This window comes from Acidimicrobiia bacterium, assembly GCA_041393965.1.
In the GTDB taxonomy this organism is placed as follows: Bacteria; Actinomycetota; Acidimicrobiia; order Spongiisociales; family UBA5794; genus UBA5794.
Map to the genome: position 1 here is coordinate 406,734 of JAWKJB010000003.1, position 22,243 is coordinate 428,976.

Sequence of the window (22,243 nt, forward strand, 5' to 3'; positions counted from 1 at the left end):
GGGTAGGCATGCCAACGGATTTCGATACGATCGTGAACCTCGCCAAGAAGCGCGGTTTCGTGTTCCAGTCCTCGGAGATCTACGGGGGCCTGAGGAGCGCATACGACTACGGGCCGCTCGGCGTCGAGATGCTCCGCAATGTCAAGAACGAGTGGTGGCGGTCGATGGTGCAGCTCCGGGACGATGTCGTCGGGCTCGACAGTGCCATCCTTCAGTCGCCTGAGGTGTGGATCGCCTCGGGTCATGCCGATTCGTTTTCGGATCCCCTCGTCGAATGTAAGGAATGCAACGCCCGCCATCGGCTCGACAAGCTCGACGATCCGAACCAATGCCCGGCCTGTTCCAGCCGCGACAGCTTCACCGAGCCCAAGGCATTCAACCTCATGTTCGAGACCCACATGGGCCCGGTCGAGTCGCGTGACAACCGGATCTGGCTTCGCCCGGAGACGGCGCAAGGCATCTTCATCAACTTCCAGAATGTGCGGAGGACCGCGCGGATGAAGCTTCCCTTCGGCATCGCCCAGATCGGTAAGTCCTTCCGCAACGAGATCACCCCTGGCCAGTTCGTGTTCCGCACAAGGGAATTCGAACAGATGGAGATGGAGTATTTCTGCCACCCGAACGAAGCAGCCGCCACCTTCCAGGATTGGATCGAGACGCGGTACCAGTGGTACCTCGATCTCGGCATGACCCAAGAGAACCTTCGGCTTCGCGAGCACGATGCGGACGAGCTCGCCCACTACGCGGCCGGAACCTTCGATGTTGAGTATCGGTTTCCGTGGGGCTGGGACGAACTTGAGGGGATCGCCAACCGAACCGATTTCGACCTCAAGGCCCACATCGAACGATCCGGCGAGGATCTGACCTATTTCGATCCTGACACGGAGGAGCGGTTCGTCCCGTTCGTGATCGAACCGGCTGGCGGCGCGACCCGTACGACCTTCGCGTTCCTCATCGACGCGTACACAACCGAAGCGGTCAACGGAGAGCAACGAGTGGTGCTCAAGCTCGACCCGAGGCTGTCGCCGGTGAAGGTTGCGGTGCTGCCCCTGTCGAAGAAGCCCGACCTTGTCGATACGACCGAGCGGGTTGCTGCGCCGCTTCGGGCGCGGTGGCAGATCGAGGTGGACATCACTCAGAGCATCGGACGGCGATACCGCCGACAAGACGAGATCGGGACGCCGTACTGTGTCACCGTCGACTTCGATTCCCTCGATGACGGCCAGGTGACGGTCAGGGATCGCGACACGATGGCGCAGGACCGTATCCCGATCGACAACCTCGAGGCATACCTCGCCGACCGGCTCGTCGTCTGACCCGACCCGTGGCGGACTTGCGGCATCGTCGCTGAACCGGGCTCGCGGCAATCCGGTATCTTCGTCCCATGGCGTATTCACGCGACGACATCGACCTCGTGAGAGACAAGACCGACCTGGTCGAGCTTGCCGCAGAGGTCACCAAGGTGAAGCGGTCGGGACGCTCGACGATGGCGGTGTGCCCCTTCCACTCGGAGAAGACGCCGTCCATGTCGATCGACGGGGCACGAGGCCTCTATCACTGTTTCGGATGCGGCAAGTCGGGCGATGTGTACCGATGGGTGCAAGAGACCCAAGGAGTCGACTTCACCGGCGCTGTCGAGTTCCTCGCACGACGGGCAGGCGTGACGCTCACCGTCGATCCGCAGGCCGCACGACGGCGGAGCCGCCGCGAACGCCTCGTTGAGGCGATGACCCATGCGGTGACATGGTACGCCGAGCGCCTCAAGTCGGCCTCGGACGCTGGCGGCGCAAGGAGCTATCTGAGGGGCCGAGGCTATGACGCACCGGTCGTGGAAGAGTTCGCGCTCGGTTACGCGCCGGACGAGTGGAGCGCCCTTGTCGAGCATCTGCGCGACCGAGGCGTCAGGGACGATGTGATGACGACCGCCGGTCTCGCGACGAGGTCGAGCCGCGGGGGCCTCATCGATCGTTTCCGGGGACGCATCATGTTCCCGATCCACGACTTGCGCGGCGACCCTGTGGGTTTCGGGGCGAGGATCCTCGACGGGGACGGTCCGAAGTATCTCAACAGCGCCGAGTCGCCCATCTACCACAAGTCCCGACTCCTTTACGGTCTGCATCGGGCGAAGTCCGACATCGTCCGACGCGGCGAATCGGTTGTTGTTGAGGGTTACACGGATGTGATCGCGATGCACATGGCGGGCCTTCCGATCGCCGTTGCGACATGCGGCACCGCCCTCGTCGAGGGTCACCTTGACCTGCTTCGGCGGTTCTCGGAGCGTGTGGTGCTTGCTTTCGACGCCGACGAGGCGGGCGTCGGTGCGGCACTGCGCGGGTTCGAACGGTCGGTCCCCGGTGACCTCGACCTTCGGGTGGCGATGCTTCCGGAGGGGAAGGACCCCGCAGATGTTGTCGCAAGCGGCCGGATCGGCGAGCTCGACGAAGCCATCACGACCTCGACACCGCTGTTGCTGTTCCGGATCGACACGGAGCTCAACAAGCACGAGCTGAACGAGCCGGAGGCCCGGTCGCGTGCCGTGCGTGCCGTGGCAGCTGTCATCGCGCTGCATCCGGATCCTGTCGCACGCCACGAGTATGCGGTCCATGTCAGCCGCCGTACCGGTGTCGATGTCAAGTTCATCGAACAGGCGTTGCGTGATGTCCGAGGGTCACGACCGGGAGCCCCGCAGGAGGCTCCCGCGTCGGCAGCATCCGAGGAACACCCCACGGCCACCTACCCGACCGAGTTGGAGCTCCTGCGTTCACTTCTTGCCAACGATGAACGCCTTGCCGGTGTCGAGGTCACGGCCGACCTGTTCGCGAACCGTTCCACGGTCGCGGCGTATGCGGTGGTTGCGCCGCTGGTCGCCGAGCTCGCCCCGGGGCAGGCACCCGATCTCGGGAGCGCGATCGGGAGCGACGAGTCCGCGGTCGGTGAGTTGCTTCGCAAGCTCGCCTTCGACGAAACGCCGTTGGCGGATCCCGCCGAACTGGTCGCGTGGCTGACGGTGAACCGCATCGAGGGGGAGATCGCACAGATCGAGGCATCGCTCCAGACGGCGAACGAACACGCCGATGAACAGAAGTCTTCGGAACTGTGGGCTCGCTTGATAGCGTTACAACAACGCCGCAGGGATCTCAGGAGCGCGGATTGACCGACAGGGACATCATCGACACATTGACCGTGCGTGGCAGACAGCGCGGGTTTCTGCTCGTGGGGGAGGTCCAGCAGGAGCTCGAGGACGCCAAGGCTCCGGCTGAGGCGTTCGACGCCACGGTGCTGACACTGCGGGAGCGCAACATCGATGTGCGTGACTCGTCAGAGGACGCCTTGTCGGACACAGCGATGTCGGGAGACGAACTCGTGCATGTCTCCGATCCGGTCCGCATGTATCTCCAGGAGATCGGCCGGTTTCCGCTCCTCGACGCCCAGCAGGAGGTCGAGCTCGCCATGCAGATCGAAGCAGGCGAGCGGGCCGAGCAGCAGTTCGCATCCGGGGTTCCGCTCGACCCCGGAGCCAGAATCCTGCTGCAACGCCAGATCCGCAACGGGGAGCGGTCGAAGGCACGGCTGACCGAATCGAATCTGCGCCTCGTCGTGTCGATCGCAAAGAAGTATGTGGGTCGGGGCCTGAGTCTCCTCGACCTGATCCAGGAGGGGAACCTCGGGCTGATCCGTGCCGTCGAGAAGTTCGACTACCGGAAGGGTTTCAAGTTCTCGACCTATGCGACCTGGTGGATCCGTCAGGCGGTCACGCGGGCGCTCGCCGACCAGGCCCGCACGATCCGTGTGCCGGTGCACATGGTCGAGACCATCAACAAGCTCGCGACCGTCTCGCGACTCCTCAGCCAAGAACTCGGACGCGAGCCGACGATCGAGGAGATTGCGGTCGAGCTCGACATCGAATCGGGGAAGGTGACCGAACTCCGCCGTATCGCGCAGGATCCTGTCTCGCTTGAGACTCCCATCGGCGAGGACGATGACGGCACGATCGCCGACATCGTGCCGGATCTTGATGCGGATGTCCCGGTCGAGGCCGCGGCGTTCAAGCTCCTCCAGGGGTACCTCGGTCTGGCACTCGAGTCGCTCAACGAGCGTGAGCGGCAGGTCTTGGTCATGCGGTTCGGTCTCGATGATGGAAGCGTCAGGACCCTCGAGCAGGTCGGAAACCACTTTGATGTGACGAGGGAGCGAATCCGCCAGATCGAGACGAAGGCACTTGCGAAGCTGCGACAGCCCGCAAAGGGAAGGGAACTGAGCGACTACCTTGAGGATTCGCTCTGATCCTGCGGGGCCGCCGAGGCTTTGGCTCTGATCGTCTCAGCTGCGTTGACGAGCCCGTTCCCGGCGACTCCTCTCGGCGTACGCGTGCGACGCTCCGCGGCTCGCGTCGCCTTTCCAACCGATTCGCTGGAACGAACACGATCGAAGGCCGCCATGATCTGTTCGTAGCGTCGACGGCCTGCCTTGGCGCCAAGGACATACCCAACGGCGAACCCGACGATGACTCCCGTCCTGAACCTCATGCTGGATTGTCCCACACGGGTCGTGCCTGCGTGTCGCTGCGACCAGATTGGAGGGGCCGTTTGGTATCCTCAGCGCCGTTCACCGACCGGTGGATCGTTCCGGGGTAGCTCAGTTGGCAGAGCAGCGGACTGTTAATCCGTTTGTCGTGGGTTCAAGTCCCACCCCCGGAGCCGCGGATCTCGACCGCAAGGGTTTTCGCCAAGTCCCACCCCCGGAACCGCAACGAGACCCCTGTTGACCAGGCAGTAATCGGCCGACGCAGCCGACGCAAGCCGGAGGGGTCTGGGCCCGCCGAATGCAGATCTTGCCCGCTCACCATAACGGTGAACAGCCCTGCGGCATTGGGCACACCTGTCCGTCGAGGGGCTTGCCGGTTGCCGGGATATCTGACGGAGCCATGGGCTGTTGGGGCGCACCCGATCACCCAGTATGTGCGTTATCACCCCGGAGCACGAACCACGCATTTCGGCACTCACAGGTCTCTCATACGGAGGCTCCGCACCGGCTCAAAGCCAGATCGATTCCGGGTGGCCAAACCCAGACGGTGTTCGATTGCGGTTGCAGCGATGAGGGCGTCGGGGAGACGGATGCCGCTCTCTCGTCGGATCCGCCCGGCGCGTTCGGCTACCGCGCGATCGACCGGGATCTCCCGGAACGGTGCAAGAAGTGTGCTGACCAGATTGGAGGCGGTGTTGCCAGCGTAGAGCTCAGCTCGGGTGATGACCGAGTAGTGGAGCCGGTGACGGCCGGGAGCAAGCTGGTGAGCGCCTCGGAGGTGGTCGATGAAGATGTCGGTGTCGACGAGGATGTCAGCCACGATCCCATTCGTTCCGGCTCGGCACGGCGGCGTCTGGTACCGCCCCGAATGTGGCAGCCAGCGCAAGCTTGGGATCGGGTGTCTTGTCTTCGAGGTATGAGTTGACGGCGCGCCGAATGATCTCCGTCATGGTCACGCCATCGGCCTCGGCGAGGGCGTCGATGCGTTGGCGCTGCTTTTCGGTGAGGTATACCTGGGTACGAGTTGCTGACATACAGCACATATACAGCACCATTCCGTCCAGATCAAGTGTTCCCGAGCGGGAGCGTCCGCATCACTGAACAGCGTGGACTGTTCATCCGTTTGTCATGGGTCAAGTCCCATCCCTGAAGCCGCCAAATGCCCTGAGCCGCGGTTTCCTGAAGCGGTTCCGGAAACTCCGACCCTCTCTCTGTGAGCGAGAATTCATCGGCCCGGGACTCGGATCCTCGCTCGGGCGCCGATCCGCCGAAAGACCACAGGCAATCAGCCGGATCCAGGGACCACCTTGGAGACCGTGCCGCTGATGGACACCACATAGACCTCGCCGGCGCCGTCGACACCGAATCCGGAGATGTTGCCGACATCGCCGAACGCTGCCGACCAGTCGCGGTGATCGGTGGCGGTAGAACCGAGGAGTCGGAAGGATCGGACCCACCCGTCGAAGAAGTCCGCATAGAAGAAGGTACCGCTCAGGTTCGGGATCGCCGAACCGCGGTACACCGGCCCCGCGACCACCGACACCGGGCCGGAACTGTGGTTCGGATACCACACCACCGGTGCGGTGAGCCCGGCCTTTGAACAGCCCGATGGTGGATTGAAGCATTCGGGCCCTTCGACGATGTTCCAGCCGTAGTTGATCCCCGCCACACTGGCCTTGCCGACGGAGATCTCCTCCCACGAGTTGTATCCGACATCCCCGATGTACAGATCGCCGGTCGCCGGATCGATCGATGATCGGTATGGGTTCCGAAGTCCGTTCGCCCACACTTCCCGAGCACCGTTGGTGCCGTTGTAGGGGTTCCCTGCGGGGATCGCATACGGGACGCCGCCGTCGACATCGATGCGGACCACCGAACCGAGCAGGGTGTGCGGGTTCTGGGCGTTGCCGTCCGGGTCGCCTTGCTTGCCGCCGTCGCCGAATGGGATGTACAGGTTGCCGTCGGTACCGAACGCGATCGATCCGGCGTCGTGGTTGCACCGCGGTTGGTCGACGGTCAGGATCGTCCTGACGGGGCTCGTGTCGGCGGCATCGGAGGCCGGGTTTGCGTGGTACTCGACGATCCGGCTCTGGAGCGAGCTTCCGAGGGGGGCCGTGTAGTGGACGAAGAAGCGTCCGTTCGTGTCAAAGGAAGGATGGAAAGCGAGGCCGAGGAGGCCACCCTCGCCACACATCGAGACGCCGGCGACGGTGAGGAACGGCATTGCCTTCACCGTCCCGTTCTCGACGACCTTGATCACACCGGAGCGTTCGGCAACGAACAGCCGGTCGTCACCTGCAGGGGCCGTGGCGAGCATCGGAGCGGTGAACCCGGATGCGTAGGGCTCGAGTGCGAGGTCGGGGATCGCGGGGATGTCTCCCCAGGTGCCCGCCACCGGAAGCATGGATCCCGAGCCGTACGGAAACGACTCGTCTGCGTTGCCTTGGGAGTTCGTGTACTTGAGATAGACCGTCGAGTTCGACGGCCGGAACACGCCGGGTGTGTCGATGCCGGCCCCGGTCCAGCCCCCGGCGACGAACCGATCGCCAGGGTTTCCGAAGTAGAACTCATAGTCGGCGACCCCCTGAGTGTGCGAGTTGCGGAAATACAGATAACCAGTCGACTGCCGGTAGAGGCCAACGGTGTCAATCCCGTCGCCGTTGAAATCTCCGGTGAACGGAACATCGCCGGGGATTCCGAAGTAGTAGGCGACCTCTGCGGCGCCGAGCCCTTCATCGCCATCCCCGATGCTGTTGATGATGTACACGCGGCCCTCCGACGGCCGGTACACCGATACCGTGTCACAGCCATCGCCGTCGAAGTCCCCTGCGATGGGAATGTCCCCCGGGTTACCGAAGAAGAACGAGATAATGGCGATGCCTTGGGTGTTGGCGTTCCGTAGGTACCCATACCCATCGGACTGTCGATACAGGCCGGGCGTGTCGATGCCGTCGCAGTCCCAGTCGCCCGCAAACGGCGTGTCGGCAGGATTCCCGTAGTAGAACGAGTGGGTGTGCCCCGCGTCGTTGCGGAGGTTCCAAATCCCGGTCGCCGGGTCAACGAGCCCCACGGTGTCGTCGGCGACCGCCACGGCTGCGGTCCCCGTCACGATCGTCATCAACATCGCTGTGGCGGTTGCGAGCCTTCGCATGTTCTCTCCCAGACCTGCCGACGCTGTGTCCCATCCGACACTAACCGTCAACACCCACGCATTGTGCTGTTAAGCTCACTGTGGGTGTTCGCCCCGTACGGGCGGACGGAAGGGAGCGACATGAGGAAGCTAGCAATCGTCAGCGCCTTGGTGCTTGCGTTGATGGCCATCGCCGGGCCGGCGGCGGCGAAGGCCGACAAGACTTGGGTGTGCCACCACACCCATTCGGAGACCAACCCCATCATTTTGGTTCATGTGAGCAACGGATGGGACAAGGGACACGGGAATCAGAAGGTCTCGAAGCATCAGACCGATGATCAGGAGGTCGACGGCTACGACGGCAAGGCGGGACCTGCGGCCAAGCGCGGCTTCTCCGAGGACTGCCAGGTGCAACAGCCAACCTGAGCAACGAACCGAGTGAACTGATGTGGGGCGGCCGTTTCCGGCCGCTCCGCATCGCGTCGGTGCCCTGAGTCCATTCGGGGTGCTCCGGCCGACCGGTAGACTCGGTGGGAGATGACAGACACGGGTCGGGACACGCAATGGGTCGCGAGCTTCAAGGACGCTGACGAGACCAAGAGGGACCTCCTTGGGGGAAAGGGCGCAGGGCTCGCCGCCATGACCCAGATCGGCCTCCCGGTCCCGCCTGGGTTCACGATCACCACTGCCGCATGCCGCGAGTACTACGCGACGGACGGTGCCATCTCCGATGAGGTCTGGTCCCAGATCGCCGACGCCGTCACGCAACTCGAAGCCGAGACGGGGAAGCGGTTCGGCGACCCTGCCAACCCGCTGCTCTTGTCGGTCCGATCCGGCTCGGCGGTGTCGATGCCTGGCATGATGGACACGATCCTCGACCTCGGCATGAACGACGAGACCGCCACTGGCCTCGGCCGTTTGGCCGGCGACGAACGGTTCGCATGGGATGCGTACCGACGCTTTCTCCAGATGTACGCCGATGTGGTGCTCGGCATGGACTCGTCGGTCCTCCACGACATCAGCGCCGAACCACGCGAGGCGGTCGAACAGCTCAAGACGATCGTTGCCAGCGCGACAGAGCCGATTCCCACGGATCCGACGACCCAGCTCAGAGAGTCCGTTTCAGCCGTCTTCCGATCGTGGATGAACCGTCGGGCCGTCAACTACCGCGCGGCGAACGGGATCCGCGACGATCTGTACACCGCGGCCAATGTGCAGGTGATGGTGTTCGGCAACATCGGTGACCGTTCAGGGACGGGGGTTGTCTTCACGAGGGATCCCACGAGCGGAGAACCGAGCCTGTGGGGGGAGTACCTCCCGAATGCCCAGGGTGAGGACATCGTTGCGGGACTTCGGACACCGCTTCCGGTTGCTGCCCTCGCGCAGGATATGCCGGATGCCTACCGCGATCTCGAGGACTGTGCACGGCGCATCGAGCGCTACGAACGAGACATGCAAGACATCGAGTTCACGGTGGAGAACGGAAAGCTGTGGATGTTGCAAACGCGCCGAGGGAAACGAGCGGGACGGAGCGCGGTCAGGTGCGCGGTCGACATGGCAACCGAGGGGCTCATCACCCGATCAGAGGCCGTCGCACGAGTACGCCCGAGTGAGCTCGACGAGCTGCTCCATCCCGTGGTTGCGGCGTCAGATGACGATGTCGTGCTGACCACAGGGCTAGCGGCGTCACCCGGCGGAGCTTCGGGGATCATCGCGTTGACTGCCGATGACGCCGAACGACTCGCCACCGAGGGCCACGATGTGGTGCTGGTCCGCGACGAGACGAGTCCCGACGACTTCCACGGCATGGTCGCATCGAAAGCCGTCGTCACTGCACGGGGCGGCATGACCTCCCACGCTGCGGTTGTGGCCCGCGGGATGGGAATGTGCTGTGTCGTCGGATGCAAAGACCTCACCATCGACGATGACGAGCAGACGGTCTCGACCGACCGTCTGACGGTCAAGGCGGGGAAGGTCGTGACGGTCGACGGATCCACCGGAGTCGTCTACCTCGGCGCCGTCCCCACGGTCGATGCGGTCCAGGACGACTACTTCGCGACCCTGCTCGCGTGGGCCGCCGAAGAAGGTACGCTCGGTGTCAGGGCGAATGCCGACACCGCCACAGACGCTGCTCGGGCCCGCGACTTCGGAGCCGAAGGGATCGGGCTGTGCCGTACCGAACACATGTTCTTCGCTCCGGACCGTATCGAGGCGGTCAGGGCGATGATCATGGCCGCCGACATCGACGCCCGGATCGCAGCCCTCGAGGTCCTCGAGCCATACCAGCGAGAAGACTTCGTCGGCATCTTCACGGCCATGGACGGGCTCACCGTCACGATCCGGCTTCTCGACCCTCCGCTACACGAGTTCCTCCCCAACCGCGACGAGACCGTCGAGGAACTGCTCCGGCTCGAGTTCGCTCCGAGCAACGGCGAGGATCGGACGGGGAGGGTCGAAGAGCTGCGAGGACTCCTCGACCGGACCGACCGTCTCGTTGAGGCGAATCCCATGCTCGGCCATCGCGGGGCTCGCCTCGGCGTCACCTATCCCGAGATCACCGCGATGCAGACGCGGGCCATCCTCACCGCTGCGATCATCGCACGGAGGAACGGCGTCGAGGTGCACCCCGAGATCATGGTGCCGCTCGTTGCATATGTGACCGAGTACCGGGACCAGAAGCAGATGATCGACTCCACCGCCGAAGGGGTCTTCGACCAGCTCGGGGAATCGGTACCGTTCGCGGTGGGTTCGATGATCGAACTTCCGAGGGCAGCCCTCATCGCGGACGAGATCGCGGCAGAAGCAGACTTCATCAGCTTCGGCACCAACGACCTCACCCAGACAACGCTCGGCCTCAGCCGGGACGACTCGTCCCGGTTCCTGCCCGGCTACCTGACACGGGGCCTGATTCCAGCCGATCCCTTCGTCGAGCTCGACATCGACGGGGTCGGCGCCCTTGTAAGTATCGCGACCGAACGGGCCCGCGCGGCGAACCCGACGATCAAGATCGGTGTGTGTGGTGAACACGGAGGGGACCCTGCATCGGTTGCGTTCTTCGCACAGATCGGTCTCGACTATGTGTCGTGCTCTCCGTTCCGGGTGCCACTCGCAAGGCTTGCAACCGCTCAGGTGGACGACTGAACCGCTTGTCCTGTCCGCCCGCGGGAAAGGAGCCATCCACCGGCTATCGCGACCAGCGCCCCGGCGATCTGGATCCACTCGACGGTCTCGTCGAGGACCACGACCCCGAGCACGAGGGCGACAATCGGGATCAAATACGAGATGATCGAGGCGCGAACAGTTCCGAGCCTCCCAAATGCCGCGACCATCAGCGAACGGGCGAATCCGGTCCCGACGACACCGAGGATCACGAGCGCCGCGATCGGCTTGACGGCAAGTGAGGAATCCCCGGCACCCACGATGCCGAACGGTGCGAGGGCGACGGCTGCGATGCTGAGGGTCCACAGGACGACCGCGTTGGCTCCGTAGCGCTGCTGCAACGGGGCGTAGAACACGGCCGCGACCGCATAGCCGATGGTCGCGGAGATAACCATGCCCACGCCCACGGCGCTTGCGGTGGACTCGCCAAGGGCGGGAAGGCCCAACAGAGCGATGCCGGTGAACCCGAGGGTGAGCCCTGCGACGCGGCCACCCGATGGCCTGGTTCGGGTCAGGAGCGCCGCGAGGACGGCCGCAAACACCGGGATGCCGCTCACGAGCATGCCGGTCAGCGACGACGAGATCCGCTCCTCGGCCATGGCGAACAGCAGCGACGGACCGGCCTGCCCGACGAGTGCCGCAACGACCACACGGCTCCAATCACTTGGGGCCGGCAGGATCCGGGCCGAACGGAACAACGCAATCGCGCCAGCGCCGAGGACGACCCGTGTGAACGCGATCACCCCGGGCGACAGCGAACGCAACGCGATGGAGATCCAGAGGAAAGCCGATCCGAAGATCAACGAGGTGAGTGCGATGTGTCCCCAGTCGAAGGGCCGAAACCCACCCGGCTGGGTGCCCTCGACCGATTCGCGCGCTGACCGTGCCTGCTCCATCACATCAGGATGGCGAGTCGCGGTTCCTACCGTGTGAGCATGCGGCGCCATCGATGGAGGGATCCTGCGGTGCGGTAGGGTGCGCCCACTTCGAACAGGAAACTCGAACAGGAAACCATGTCAGAGCTGTCCCTCTCGTTCCACCATCTCGTCGTGCCACTCCGTGCCGCGTTCACGAACGCAGCCACGACGATCACGGAACGACACATCGGCCTCGTCGAGCTGAGCGACGGCTCGAACACAGGATGGGGGGAGGCATCGCCGTATCCGAGCCTCGACCCACCCATCGCGTCGCTGATCGCCGCCGCCGAATCCGGACGGGCGAGCCCGCTCCTTCACACGGCCGTGTCGCTCGCGAGAGCCGATCTCAGTGCACGGCAGGCAGCACAACCGCTCGGACGCCAGTTCGGGATCGAGCGCACGACGGTTCCGATCTGCCTGGCCGTTGGACACGGGGACATGGCAGTCGAGGATGTGAAGACAGCGTCAAGTCGAGGCGTGACCCGGTTCAAGATCAAGGTCGCACCGGGACAGGTCGACCATGTCCGCGCCATCCGGGAGGCATTCCCAGACCATGTGATCGGCGTCGATGCCAACGGGTCGTTCGACGGAACCACGATCGAGCAACTCCTCGTCCTGCGCGAGGCAGACCTCGCCTTCATTGAACAGCCATGTGACCTAACCGATCGGGCGCTTGTCGACCGGGTACACGCAAACATCGACGCTCCGGTGTTCGCTGACGAGTCGGTGAGGACCATCGCCGATGCGGCTGCCATCGCCGCCACGGACCACATCGACGGCCTTGTCCTCAAGCCCGCTCGTCTCGGCATCGTCGGGGCGGTCGACGCTGCCCGTGCGGCGTCACATGCCGGGAAGCGATGGCGGGCGTCGGGCCTGCTCGAATCCGGCATCGGACGCGCATACAGCAACCTGCTCGCGGCCCACCGGGATGCGTTCGTGTCCGATGTGGCACCAGCCGACTGGTTCCTCCAGCGCGATGTCGCCGCGGTGGGGGTGGTCGACGCATCGGTCGAGATTCCCGCCGGTCCCGGCATCGGCCTCGTTCCGGACGAGTCGGTGCTCGACCGCTTTCGGATCGGCGCCTACGACCTCAGGAACCTTCTCAATTGACCGGTAGTCCAAGGCCTCTGCTGATGACGAGCCGCTGAACCTCGGAGGTCCCTTCCCCGATCTCAAGGATCTTGGCGTCGCGGTACTGTCGTGAGACAAGCGTTTCGTCGATGAAGCCCGCACCACCGAAGACCTGGGTCGCGTCCCTGGTCGCGCTGATCGCGGCCTCGGTGGCATAGAGCTTGGCGACAGCCGCCTCCTGTTTGAACGGCAGCCCGCTGTCCTTGAGCCACGCCGCGCGATACACGAGGAGCCTCGCGGCATCGGTCATGACTTCCATGTCGGCGCATTTGAACGCGATCGCCTGATACGAACCGATCGGCTTGCCCATCGACTCGCGCTCGTTCGCGTACGCAACCGACTGTTCGAGACAGCATTGGAGCACCCCCACCGCCATCGCACCGAGCGCAATGCGTCCGTCGTCGAGGGTCGACAAGAACTGGTTGAAGCCCTTGCCGCGGTCCCCGAGCAGGTTCGTGGCCGGAACTCGACACTCGTCGAAGATGAGGCCATGGGTGTCAGAGGCACGCCACCCCATTTTCCGATACGGGGGTTCGACGATGAACCCCGGGGTGCCGGACGGAACGACGATCGCGGAGATCTCGTCGGGTCCGGTCCGTGCGGTGATCGTCACGAGGCTGGTCATGTCGGTCCCCGAGTTGGTGATGAAGGCCTTTGCGCCGTTGATCACCCATTGGTCCCCGTCGAGCTCCGCCCGTGTCGCGGTTGCGCCCGCATCGGAACCTGCGCCGGGCTCGGTCAGGCCGAACCCCGCAAGAGCTCTCCCCGCAACGAGGTCCGGCAGCCACCGCTCCTTGAGTTCAGGCGATCCGAACTCGTGGATCGGGTTGATGCCGAGACCGACCCCTGCCTCGAGCGTGATCGCCATCGATTGATCGACACGGGCGAGCTCCTCGATCGCGATGCATAGGCTCGTGAAGTCCCCGCCTGCACCGCCCCATTCCCTGTCTGCGGTGATGCCGAAGAGCCCGAGGTCACCCATCTCTCTGACAACATCGATCGGAAAATAGTGGTCGCGGTCCCACGCCTCAGCATGGGGAGCGATCCTCGTCTCGGCGAAGTCGGAAACCATCGCCCGAAGGGCATCATGTTCGGCGGTAAGACTGAAATCCATCGAAGCTCCCGTGGTCGCCGGCATGATACGACGGTCGGGTCCTTCGCTGCCGGGTGGACCACCTGTGTGATCAGCCCGCAGAGGGATCGACGCGCGGCAGTGCCGTCCTGAGAACCGCCGCAAGCCACGGTGTGAACATCGCACCACAAAACGGTGCCAGATCGGCGGCATCGCAATCGAACCATCGGAGTTCCGCGATCTCTGCCGGGTCCGGCTCCGGGTCGTCGGTGAGCACCCCCGCAAAGACATGGTCGAGTTCCCATTCGGCGAACGCAGACTGTGGATCATCTGCTCGGTAGGTGAACGATCCGCACGGCACAAGGTCGGGTGAGGCGACCTCGAGCTCCTCCCGTACCCGACGCGCCGCCGCTTCCGCTGGCGCTTCACCCGGCATCGGGTGGGTGCAGCAGGCGTTCGACCACAGGCCGCCGAAGTGGTACTTGGTCGGCGCGCGCCGTTGGAGCAACACCGCACCGGTGGTATCGAACAAACAAACCGACACGGCGCGGTGCAGGAGCCCTGGTCCGGAGTGTGCGATGATCTTGTGCTCAACCCCGACATCGCGGTCCTCGGGGTCCACGAGCACGACCAGATCGCGATCAGTCGGCGAGGTCACCTCTTCCCCGGTCGACATGAGCCGGAGCTCACCCGTGTTCGTCGAGCCACGGGATCAGGTCGGCGATGCTCTCAAGCACGGTGTGGGGCCGCTCCGCCTCGGACACGCCGTCGAGGTCGGTGGCCTTCGCCGTGCCGGTGAGGACCAACACCGTGTGCATCCCGGCGTTGCGACCCATCGCGATATCCGTTGCGATCTGGTCGCCGATAACAAGGCCCTGTTCGGGAGGCACGCCGAGGACCCGTGCCGCCATCTTCCCAGACCACGGGGAGGGCTTTCCGGTCACGATCGGTTCCTGGCCGGTGGCGTAGGCCACCGCTTTGACCATGGCCCCTGTCCCTGGAGCAAAGCCGCCCGCAACCGGGAGTCGCGGGTCGTAGTTCGTTGCGAAGAACTCGGCTCCTCCCCAGATCGCTTGGCACACCGCGTTGAGCCGTTGCGGATCGAAGTTCGAATCTCGTCCCATCACGACCGCATCGACCGGCTCCGTCGAGTCGAAACCGACGAAGTTGAGGTTCCGTTCCGTGAGGGCTTCGAGCAGGCCGGGGTCGCCGACCCCGAGGATCCGACTCGTTGCGTGCAGTTCCGCCATCACCTCCGCTGCGACGATGGCCGATGTCACGATCTCGGAGCGCTCGGCGGGAATCCCCATGTCTCCGAGTCGCTCGATCCATGTCCCAACCGTCATCGAGTTGTCGTTCGTGAAGAACGCGAACGGCACGCTCCGATTGCGGAGTTGGGCAAGGGTCTCGAGGGCGCCAGGAAGAACCTGGCGCCCCCGAGCGACGGTGCCGTCGATGTCGAAGATGATGCCTTCAATGCGTCCGTTCGAAGCGTTCGGTCGCGGGTTGTCGTCAGACGACTCGCTCATCCGAAGTACTCGTCCCAGTGCTCCTTGACATGGGCTGCCATGTCGTCGTCGAGGAAGATTCTCGCCGGGCGCTCGTCATCGCCCCACTCGTACGGCGTTGTGCAGTCGATGATGACACGAGAGGTCATGAATCGATCCGAACGCGGGAGCGACGGGTCAAGCGGCGTCGAGCGGCCCCGACGCAGGATCTGGGTCCCGAACTCGGGCTGATACTTGAAGCTGAGGGCGTACATCACCTGATCCATGTTCTCGACATCGATGTCGTCGTCGACGAGGATCACCGTCTTCAATCCGTAGTTTCCTGTCGTCGATGCGAACGCAGCGAGCCCGACTTGGGTCGAGTGGCCGTGATACATCGGTTTCATCGAGATGATGGCGAGCATCCGGCCTGCGGACGCTGGTGGACCGTACACGGCCGTGATACCGGGGATCTGCATCCGTCGCAGGTCGTTCCACAGCGAAGCGGTCCGGTTGACGCTCATCACCATGTGGGTGTCGGTGGTTGGCCGTCCGACCGTCGTCGACCACAGGATCGGATCGTTGCGGTGGGTGATGGCCTTGACGCGGATGAAGTACTGCTCCTCGTCGCCCTTTCCCGAGTAGTGACCGGTGTATTCACCGAACGGGCCCTCGCTGCGGACCTCGCCGGGGACGATCTCGCCTTCGACAACCCACTCGGCGCTTGCGGGCACCAGCAGGTCAGAGGTCTCGGCCTTGACCACCTCGACGGGCGATCCACGAAGGGCGCCAGCGACATCGTATTCGCTCTCTTCGAGACCGAAGAGGGTGCTCCCACACAGGAACAGGGTCGGGTCAGCGCCCGACACATAGGCAACCGGCATCGGGATACCGGCCTCCTGGTAGTCGCGGAAGTCGATCTCGCCGTCCTTGGCCTTGATCATGTAGATGCACAGTTCCTGGCTGTCGCCAACCATCGCCCGGTAGGTCCCAAGATTCAGGCGTCCCGTCTTGAGGTTCCGGGTGATGAGATAACCAGCGGTGCCGAAGTAGCGGCCACCGTCTCCCGGGTAGAACCACGGTGAGGGGATCTTGAGGATATCTGCGTCATCGCCGAGGAGGATGTTCTCCTTCGTCGGGCCCGTATCCAACTCCTTGGGCGGAACGAGGTTTCCGTGGATCCGATCAACCCACTCCTGGGAGAGGTTCATCAGGCTTGTGTCCTGTGGCATGTCGAGGGAGATGGCGAGACGCTCACGCGCCGTCAAGGCGCTCGTGAAGACGCGCTTGCCCGGGTAGTCCTTCACATTGTTGAAGAGAAGCGCGGAACCGCCCCCCTGTCGTTCCTCGTTCAGCTTCGCGACATGGCTCAGCTCGAGGTTCCAGTCGACCTCGCGGTCGATCGTATGGAGTTGTCCCTCGGCATCGAGTCGCTCGATGAATGATCGCAAGTCGTCAAATGGCATGTGTCGTCTCCTTTCGGCGCGCCGAATCGTCGCGCTCACTCGCTGGCTGGTTTCGTGCCCTCAGTCCTTTCTTGTTCCGTATCGTCCGCTCCGAGCTGCTCTGAGATGGCCTTCGATGCTGCGAGCGCTGCCTTGATGGCAAGCTCGCCTGGTTGATCGCCGCTGCGCGAGGTGAATCCCACGATCGTCAGCGCAGCGACGACGCCGTCGATCCCCATGAGTGGCACCGACACGGCCCGCACACCGAGGAGGTACTCCTCGGTGTCGTCGACCGCGTAGCCGCGTTCACGCACGAGGGCCAACTCGGCCTTGTACTCGTTCGGATCCGTGATCGAGGCAGGCGTGAATGCCTCCAGACCATGCGTCGCGATGAGCTCGTCGACTCGTGCCTCGGGAAGCCAAGCGAGGAACACCCGACCGAACGAACCAGCCGAAAACGGGATCCTCTGGCCAATCGCCGCCGACACATGGAGGCTTCCGACGGGATCCACCTTGTCGATGATCGTCAGCTGATCGTGGTGGAAGGTCCCGAGAAGCACCGACTTGCGCAGCTCCCTCACGATTGACTCCATGTACGGCGTCGCGATCCGACGCACATCGGTCTGCTCGTGGGCGAGGAACCCGAGCCGGATGAGCGCCGGTCCGAGGCGATACCGAAGCGTGTGCTCGTCCCTTGTCAGAAATCGGTGCTCTGCAAGGGTCTGGAGGATCCCGAACGCGGTGCTCTTGTTGAGTCCCAACAACCCGACCAGTTCGGTGAGGCTGTACTCGTCCTCATGCTCGAACGCCCGCATGATCTGGATCGCGCGCTCGACCGCCGAGACCGTTGCTACCACGGCCGCCGCCTTCGGCGATCGAGGATGATGGAGGCGGGGGAGCCGATCTGATTCGTTCGCGTCATAGAACCCTGTTCTAGTTACAGAACCGTACCGTATCGGCTCACCACCGTCAAATCGGACCGTTGATCGTCAATCGAGGATCTTGACGGTCCCTGCAGAGCCGTCGACGGCAAGGCGCTGTCCCGTTGTGATCCGTTGGGTCGCGAAGCCCGTTCCGACCACCGCAGGGACGCCGTACTCCCGGCAGACGATCGATGCATGGGACATCATCCCGCCGATGTCGGTCACGGCCGCTGCGATCTTGGAGAACACCGGACCCCAGCTCGGGTTGGTGATCGGGCAGACGAGGATCTCGCCGTCCTGCACCGCACCGAGATCGTCGGCGTTGAGAATCACCCGCGCCACACCTTCGACCGAGCCGGGGGACCCGGCGAAGCCCGTGAGGTCGAACTCGGCGTCGGCTCCACCCTCGAGGCCGAGCCAGTTCTGGATCGAGTCCGTCGTGATACCCCACAGCATGATCGTGAACGGCTCCGTGACGACCTCCGGCGGCTCGCCGAGCGCAGGGAGTGGCTTCCACTGGGCCAACTTCGCAAACAACTCCTTGCGCCGTGCGACTTCCTTCGGCCAGTAACCGGGCCCCCTCGCCGGTGTCCCGACCCCCCAGGACCCGAGGAGGTCGTACAAAGCCGCCTGGACCTCGAAGCGGTGCAGGTAGAACATGTCGTCGACTTCCTCGAAGAAGCCAGCATCGACGAAGATCTCACCGAACTCACGCATCTTGTTCCAGAACACCGCGTGATGCCAGTGCTCGACATAGAAGTTGTGGTCCTCGATGAACGGGAACACGGTCCGTGCAAGCCCGAGCTGCTCGTTGAAGTTCTTGAGATCGTCACCGTCGAGCAGGGATGCATACTCGTTGGACAGGCGATCCCGCTCCGCGATGACATCGTCCATGGGCCGCTCGATGCTCTCACCGGCTTCGATCTTGCGGATGTAGTCGGCGATTCCCGTGAAGGGAAAGGTCTGGTCGTTGATCCATGTCTTGTGATGGTGGTAGAACCCGGAGCCGGTCGAGAAGTAGAACCACGGGTCCTTGACTTTCTCAAGTTCAGCGATCCAGCGCTGGCCGGCATCGGACTCTTCGAGCACTTCGATGGCTGCGGCGGGATCGTCTGCGTCCTTGAGGGCATCCCCAACGCCGAGTTCAACGGCCTTCTTCGCGAGCTTCTTCAGTTCGGCGTCCGGCCGGAACAACAGCACATCGATGCCAGCAACCATCTGGGCGACGACCTGGTCCGGGATGTCGGGGAACAGCTGTTTGCAGAACCCGAAGTAGGTCAGGTACGCCGCATAGCCGAGGTTCAAGAACTCGAAGTGGAGATGCCAGATCTTGTGCATGTTCTCGATGACACGGTTGTACGCGACCAGCAGGTCGTACGCCGAGGTCAGCCCGCGGCCCGATTGAACGACCTCGAGATCCTCCATCTCAGGGAGCGGCTTGACCTCGACGGCCTTGAGCTCTTCGATCGTCTCGCGCGCCTTGTCCTGCCACTTCGCATACAGCTCGTCCCAGTGCTCGTAGTAGTACCCGGCGCGCTCCATGAAGTGTGCGACACGCTCGCCCACCACCGCTTCGTCCATGATCGCATTTGCGCTGATGTACAGCCTTCCGTTGAGTACCCGATGGTCGATGCCGAGTGCGGGCGGCACGATGTAGACCCTGCTGTTCATCTCCCCGAGGGCAACCCACCAGCTCTCCGAGGTGATCGTGTCGAACGGATACAGAACCTCGGGATGATGCATACCGTCGAAGAACCAGAACTTCGACTCGTCGAACTCCCTGCGCTCTTCGCTGAACAGGTAGTAGTAGGGATACAGGTCCTCCCATCCCTCGCAACCCTCCGGCGTCGGGACCTCGAATGGGTTCGGGAATCGTGTCTCGGTCATGCGTGCTCTTCCCATCTCGCCGTAGCCGGCGCTCGTGTCCGATCCTCTTGCTTCCGGTGCGCTGATCGCACCCCTGTCTCAGTGCCCACTGCTGCTCTTCGCCGAACCCGGGTCACCGGCCCGCACCCGCACACCGGTGAGGAGGTTCGCAACGATGTAGTCCATCGTCGAGTTGTCACCCCTCGACACCTGCTTGCGGTCCTTGGTGCTCCAGACGGTCTCGGGTCGGCTTTGGAGGAGGAGAACATTGTTCGGCGATTCGAGGTCCGCGTCGATGGCCCACTCGAGGTCCTGCGGGCACAGGTGGTGGGCCTCGACATTGCGAGCGAGGCGGCTCAAGGCAAGGATCTCGTCATCGGAGAGGCATGGAGCTTCACGGCGTTCGGCTGGCACATCGGTCTTTGTGACGCGTCGCTCGGACGGAATCGCCCGATACTCGATGGCTTTGGGTGACACGGTGCGACGGGCGATCTTCATCGCGATCTTGTCCACGAGGTAGTTGTCCGGTGTCACCTCCCCGGAAGCGACGGCCTCCCCGAGACCCCAACTCGCGTCGATGGCCACCTTCGAGCGATCCCCGTTGATCGGATTGAGGGTGAACATGACCCCTGCTGCCCGTGCGTTGACCATCTTTTGGATGCACACGCTCATGTACACGCTCTCGTGCGCGAATCCACGCTCCATGCGATAGGCAATGGCACGCGCCGTGTAAAGACTCGCCCAGCAGCGTTTGACAAATCCGATGACATCGTCGCCGCCGACCACCCAGAGGAAGGTGTCCTGCTGTCCCGCGAAACTGGCGCCGGGGAGGTCCTCTGCGGTGGCGCTGGAACGCACCGCCACGGGGAGATCGTCCGTGCGATTCCCACTCGAGCACAGCGAGGTGAGCTCGTCGTACGCCTCCCTGACGACGGACTCGACTTCAGCGGGCATCGGCACGCCCATGATCAGGTCGCCGATCTTGGTGCTGATGTCGTCGAGCCCTTCGACATCGTCGGAGTCGGCTCCTTCGAGGAGGGCGGCGATCTCTCGTTCGAGCCCGTTGTCGCCGAGCATCGCCTTGTAGGCATGGGTGGTCACGGCGAACCCGGGAGGTACCGGGACTCCGGCGCGGATCATGCTCCCGAGGCCGGTGCTCTTCCCACCGACCAGCGCGACACAGTCCTCGAGGCAATCCTCGAAGCGCAGCACATACCTGCTGTCGATGGTCATGATCGGGACGATCCCGGCGCCGGCGTGAGTGCCGTATTCCGGGCGAGACGAACCCGCAGCGGCCCCGTGTTTGGGCGCTCGAGGTGGAATCGGCGCTTTGGAGGGCGACGCATGATGCAGAAGCACCAGAACTCATGATCTGTTCGCGTCATAGAACCTAATTCTTGATACAGAACCGTAACGCGCGGGATTGACGGCGTCAACCGGCACGCCCGAAGGCGACGAGGGAGGCGGCGAACGGCTCGGTCCGGGCTCCTCAGCCGCCGCCCCAACGGCGAACGAGATCGTTGTCGATGCCGAAGAGGTCGAGGACGCGGCTGACCGTGTGATCGATGATCTGTGCGACCGATTCGGGTCGGTGGTAGAGCGCCGGTACGGGCGGCATGACGACGGCACCGATCTCGATGGCCCTCACGAGGAGCTTCGCATGGCCGAGGTGGAGCGGCGTCTCACGGGGGAGCAGCACCAGCCGTCGCCGCTCCTTGAGCGTCACATCGGCAGCACGCAGGAGCAGGTTGTCGCTGTAGGAGTTCGCGATGCCCGAGAGGGTCTTCATGGAGCACGGTGCGACGACCATGCCTCTCGTTCGGAACGATCCCGATGAGATCGGTGCTGCGACATCCCGCAGGTCGTGGACATGATCGGCAAGGGCCGCGACCTCGTCAGGGTCGAAGTCCGTCTCCAACTCGATGGTCTTGCGTGCGCCACCACTCATCACGAGATGGGTTTCGATGTCGGGCAATCCCGAAAGGACCTCGAGCATCCGCACGCCGTATACGGCGCCGCTCGCTCCGGCGATCCCAACGACAAGACGATCCATGGCTGACTCCCACCTTCGAGATGTCGGAAGTACGCTGACGGGAAACCTACTCGTGAGCGAAAGGGGTTGTCGAATGCAAAGCCGTCGCGACGAGGTGCTCGACTACCTCTCGGATCACCGTGTTGCGACGCTCTCCACGCATGGGCCGGGAGGTCCTTGGGCAGCTGCCGTCTTCTATGTCAATCACGGGTTCACGCTCACTTTCCTGTCCTCGCCGCGCAGCCGGCATGCCTCGGACCTCGCCGTGGACCCGTCGTGTGCCGCTGCGGTCCACGAGGACTATGCGGGATGGTCGGATATCCGAGGCGTCCAACTCGAAGGTACGGTCACGGTGCTGTCGGGTTCTCGGCAGCGTGAAGCCCTCGCACGGTACGAGGCGAAGTTCCCGATGATCCGGCCGGACCGAGCACCCGAGCCGATCCGCAACGCCCTTGAACGCGTCACCTGGTACGAGCTCGTTGCGAGCCGGTGTTTCTTCGTCGACAACTCAGTCGGGTTCGGGAATCGAGACGAGATCCCGGTCTCGTGATCGACGG

Annotated in this window: 20 protein-coding genes and 1 tRNA gene; 8 read left to right on the forward strand and 13 right to left on the reverse strand. The window is 63.8% G+C overall.

The window, feature by feature from the left end; all coding sequences use genetic code 11:
* The first annotated feature begins 8 nt into the window (after window positions 1–8).
* The 3 genes from R2823_10680 (at window position 9) to rpoD (ending at window position 4,284) form a co-directional block, all read left to right on the forward strand.
* A complete protein-coding gene (locus R2823_10680; GenBank protein ID MEZ5176647.1) occupies window positions 9–1,316 on the forward strand; it encodes a glycine--tRNA ligase in 1,308 nt (435 codons plus the stop codon).
* A gap of 68 nt (window positions 1,317–1,384) precedes the next feature.
* Window positions 1,385–3,154 carry a DNA primase gene (gene dnaG / locus R2823_10685; GenBank protein ID MEZ5176648.1) on the forward strand — a complete coding sequence of 590 codons (1,770 nt, stop codon included), beginning with the start codon at window positions 1,385–1,387 and terminating at the stop codon, window positions 3,152–3,154.
* The gene (rpoD, locus tag R2823_10690; GenBank protein ID MEZ5176649.1) at window positions 3,151–4,284 is read left to right on the forward strand and encodes an RNA polymerase sigma factor RpoD; all 1,134 of its coding nucleotides are present in this window, start codon (window positions 3,151–3,153) and stop codon (window positions 4,282–4,284) included. Before dnaG ends, rpoD begins: the two co-directional genes overlap by 4 nt.
* Here rpoD and R2823_10695 read toward each other — a convergent pair.
* On the reverse strand, window positions 4,263–4,526 hold the full coding sequence (locus R2823_10695; GenBank protein ID MEZ5176650.1) for a YtxH domain-containing protein: 264 nt from the start codon (window positions 4,524–4,526) through the stop codon (window positions 4,263–4,265). The genes rpoD and R2823_10695 overlap by 22 nt on opposite strands.
* Window positions 4,527–4,624: 98 nt before the next feature.
* Here R2823_10695 and R2823_10700 point away from each other — a divergent pair.
* Window positions 4,625–4,697 (forward strand) — tRNA-Asn (locus R2823_10700).
* A gap of 302 nt (window positions 4,698–4,999) precedes the next feature.
* Here R2823_10700 and R2823_10705 read toward each other — a convergent pair.
* From R2823_10705 to R2823_10715, 3 genes are all read right to left on the reverse strand, one after another.
* Complete coding sequence (locus tag R2823_10705; GenBank protein MEZ5176651.1) at window positions 5,000–5,344, reverse strand: type II toxin-antitoxin system VapC family toxin; 345 nt, start codon at window positions 5,342–5,344, stop codon at window positions 5,000–5,002.
* Entirely contained in the window at window positions 5,337–5,558 is a 222-nt protein-coding gene (locus tag R2823_10710; GenBank protein ID MEZ5176652.1) for a CopG family transcriptional regulator, read from the reverse strand. Before R2823_10710 ends, R2823_10705 begins: the two co-directional genes overlap by 8 nt.
* 251 nt (window positions 5,559–5,809) lie before the next feature.
* Window positions 5,810–7,675, reverse strand: a complete 1,866-nt coding sequence (locus tag R2823_10715; protein ID MEZ5176653.1) for a PQQ-dependent sugar dehydrogenase — start codon at window positions 7,673–7,675, stop codon at window positions 5,810–5,812.
* Window positions 7,676–7,795: 120 nt separating this feature from the next.
* On the opposite strand from R2823_10715, the gene R2823_10720 reads away from it, so the two are divergent.
* Window positions 7,796–8,080, forward strand: a complete 285-nt coding sequence (locus tag R2823_10720) for a hypothetical protein (protein ID MEZ5176654.1) — start codon at window positions 7,796–7,798, stop codon at window positions 8,078–8,080.
* 111 nt (window positions 8,081–8,191) lie between these two features.
* Window positions 8,192–10,795, forward strand: coding sequence for a pyruvate, phosphate dikinase (gene ppdK, locus R2823_10725; protein ID MEZ5176655.1), 2,604 nt, complete (start codon window positions 8,192–8,194; stop codon window positions 10,793–10,795).
* Here the strand turns inward: ppdK and R2823_10730 are convergent.
* Window positions 10,780–11,709 carry a DMT family transporter gene (locus R2823_10730; GenBank protein ID MEZ5176656.1) on the reverse strand — a complete coding sequence of 310 codons (930 nt, stop codon included), beginning with the start codon at window positions 11,707–11,709 and terminating at the stop codon, window positions 10,780–10,782. The two genes, ppdK and R2823_10730, sit on opposite strands and share 16 nt — an antisense overlap.
* Before the next feature lie 117 nt (window positions 11,710–11,826).
* Here R2823_10730 and R2823_10735 point away from each other — a divergent pair, with 117 nt between their 5' ends.
* Complete coding sequence (locus R2823_10735) at window positions 11,827–12,840, forward strand: enolase C-terminal domain-like protein (protein ID MEZ5176657.1); 1,014 nt, start codon at window positions 11,827–11,829, stop codon at window positions 12,838–12,840.
* Here the strand turns inward: R2823_10735 and R2823_10740 are convergent.
* From R2823_10740 to R2823_10775, 8 genes are all read right to left on the reverse strand, one after another.
* The gene (locus R2823_10740) at window positions 12,833–13,975 is read right to left on the reverse strand and encodes an acyl-CoA dehydrogenase family protein (GenBank protein MEZ5176658.1); all 1,143 of its coding nucleotides are present in this window, start codon (window positions 13,973–13,975) and stop codon (window positions 12,833–12,835) included. The two genes, R2823_10735 and R2823_10740, sit on opposite strands and share 8 nt — an antisense overlap.
* 70 nt (window positions 13,976–14,045) lie before the next feature.
* Entirely contained in the window at window positions 14,046–14,609 is a 564-nt protein-coding gene (idi, locus tag R2823_10745; GenBank protein ID MEZ5176659.1) for an isopentenyl-diphosphate Delta-isomerase, read from the reverse strand.
* A 10-nt stretch (window positions 14,610–14,619) separates the two neighbouring features.
* A complete protein-coding gene (locus R2823_10750) occupies window positions 14,620–15,462 on the reverse strand; it encodes an HAD-IIA family hydrolase (GenBank protein MEZ5176660.1) in 843 nt (280 codons plus the stop codon).
* The gene (locus R2823_10755; GenBank protein MEZ5176661.1) at window positions 15,459–16,886 is read right to left on the reverse strand and encodes a UbiD family decarboxylase; all 1,428 of its coding nucleotides are present in this window, start codon (window positions 16,884–16,886) and stop codon (window positions 15,459–15,461) included. The genes R2823_10750 and R2823_10755 overlap by 4 nt, the downstream gene beginning before the upstream one ends.
* Window positions 16,887–16,921: 35 nt before the next feature.
* Window positions 16,922–17,722, reverse strand: coding sequence for an IclR family transcriptional regulator (locus tag R2823_10760; GenBank protein ID MEZ5176662.1), 801 nt, complete (start codon window positions 17,720–17,722; stop codon window positions 16,922–16,924).
* A 132-nt stretch (window positions 17,723–17,854) separates the two neighbouring features.
* Window positions 17,855–19,675 carry a PEP-utilizing enzyme gene (locus R2823_10765; GenBank protein MEZ5176663.1) on the reverse strand — a complete coding sequence of 607 codons (1,821 nt, stop codon included), beginning with the start codon at window positions 19,673–19,675 and terminating at the stop codon, window positions 17,855–17,857.
* 78 nt (window positions 19,676–19,753) lie between these two features.
* Window positions 19,754–20,887, reverse strand: coding sequence for a PEP/pyruvate-binding domain-containing protein (locus R2823_10770; protein ID MEZ5176664.1), 1,134 nt, complete (start codon window positions 20,885–20,887; stop codon window positions 19,754–19,756).
* A gap of 256 nt (window positions 20,888–21,143) precedes the next feature.
* Window positions 21,144–21,707, reverse strand: a complete 564-nt coding sequence (locus R2823_10775; GenBank protein ID MEZ5176665.1) for a UbiX family flavin prenyltransferase — start codon at window positions 21,705–21,707, stop codon at window positions 21,144–21,146.
* A gap of 73 nt (window positions 21,708–21,780) precedes the next feature.
* On the opposite strand from R2823_10775, the gene R2823_10780 reads away from it, so the two are divergent.
* Window positions 21,781–22,236, forward strand: coding sequence for a pyridoxamine 5'-phosphate oxidase family protein (locus R2823_10780; protein MEZ5176666.1), 456 nt, complete (start codon window positions 21,781–21,783; stop codon window positions 22,234–22,236).
* Window positions 22,237–22,243: the final 7 nt, after the last annotated feature.

What these genes read in the sequence shown, in the direction of transcription:
- R2823_10680 (MEZ5176647.1), top strand. Translation starts at nt 9, where the DNA reads ATGCCAACGGATTTCGATACGATCGTGAACCTCGCCAAGAAGCGCGGT.
- dnaG (MEZ5176648.1), top strand. Translation starts at nt 1,385, where the DNA reads ATGGCGTATTCACGCGACGACATCGACCTCGTGAGAGACAAGACCGAC.
- R2823_10695 (MEZ5176650.1), bottom strand. Translation starts at nt 4,526, where the DNA reads ATGAGGTTCAGGACGGGAGTCATCGTCGGGTTCGCCGTTGGGTATGTC.
- R2823_10710 (MEZ5176652.1), bottom strand. Translation starts at nt 5,558, where the DNA reads ATGTCAGCAACTCGTACCCAGGTATACCTCACCGAAAAGCAGCGCCAA.
- R2823_10715 (MEZ5176653.1), bottom strand. Translation starts at nt 7,675, where the DNA reads ATGCGAAGGCTCGCAACCGCCACAGCGATGTTGATGACGATCGTGACG.
- R2823_10720 (MEZ5176654.1), top strand. Translation starts at nt 7,796, where the DNA reads ATGAGGAAGCTAGCAATCGTCAGCGCCTTGGTGCTTGCGTTGATGGCC.
- ppdK (MEZ5176655.1), top strand. Translation starts at nt 8,192, where the DNA reads ATGACAGACACGGGTCGGGACACGCAATGGGTCGCGAGCTTCAAGGAC.
- R2823_10730 (MEZ5176656.1), bottom strand. Translation starts at nt 11,709, where the DNA reads ATGGAGCAGGCACGGTCAGCGCGCGAATCGGTCGAGGGCACCCAGCCG.
- R2823_10735 (MEZ5176657.1), top strand. Translation starts at nt 11,827, where the DNA reads ATGTCAGAGCTGTCCCTCTCGTTCCACCATCTCGTCGTGCCACTCCGT.
- R2823_10740 (MEZ5176658.1), bottom strand. Translation starts at nt 13,975, where the DNA reads ATGGATTTCAGTCTTACCGCCGAACATGATGCCCTTCGGGCGATGGTT.
- idi (MEZ5176659.1), bottom strand. Translation starts at nt 14,609, where the DNA reads ATGTCGACCGGGGAAGAGGTGACCTCGCCGACTGATCGCGATCTGGTC.
- R2823_10750 (MEZ5176660.1), bottom strand. Translation starts at nt 15,462, where the DNA reads ATGAGCGAGTCGTCTGACGACAACCCGCGACCGAACGCTTCGAACGGA.
- R2823_10755 (MEZ5176661.1), bottom strand. Translation starts at nt 16,886, where the DNA reads ATGCCATTTGACGACTTGCGATCATTCATCGAGCGACTCGATGCCGAG.
- R2823_10765 (MEZ5176663.1), bottom strand. Translation starts at nt 19,675, where the DNA reads ATGACCGAGACACGATTCCCGAACCCATTCGAGGTCCCGACGCCGGAG.
- R2823_10770 (MEZ5176664.1), bottom strand. Translation starts at nt 20,887, where the DNA reads ATGACCATCGACAGCAGGTATGTGCTGCGCTTCGAGGATTGCCTCGAG.
- R2823_10775 (MEZ5176665.1), bottom strand. Translation starts at nt 21,707, where the DNA reads ATGGATCGTCTTGTCGTTGGGATCGCCGGAGCGAGCGGCGCCGTATAC.
- R2823_10780 (MEZ5176666.1), top strand. Translation starts at nt 21,781, where the DNA reads ATGCAAAGCCGTCGCGACGAGGTGCTCGACTACCTCTCGGATCACCGT.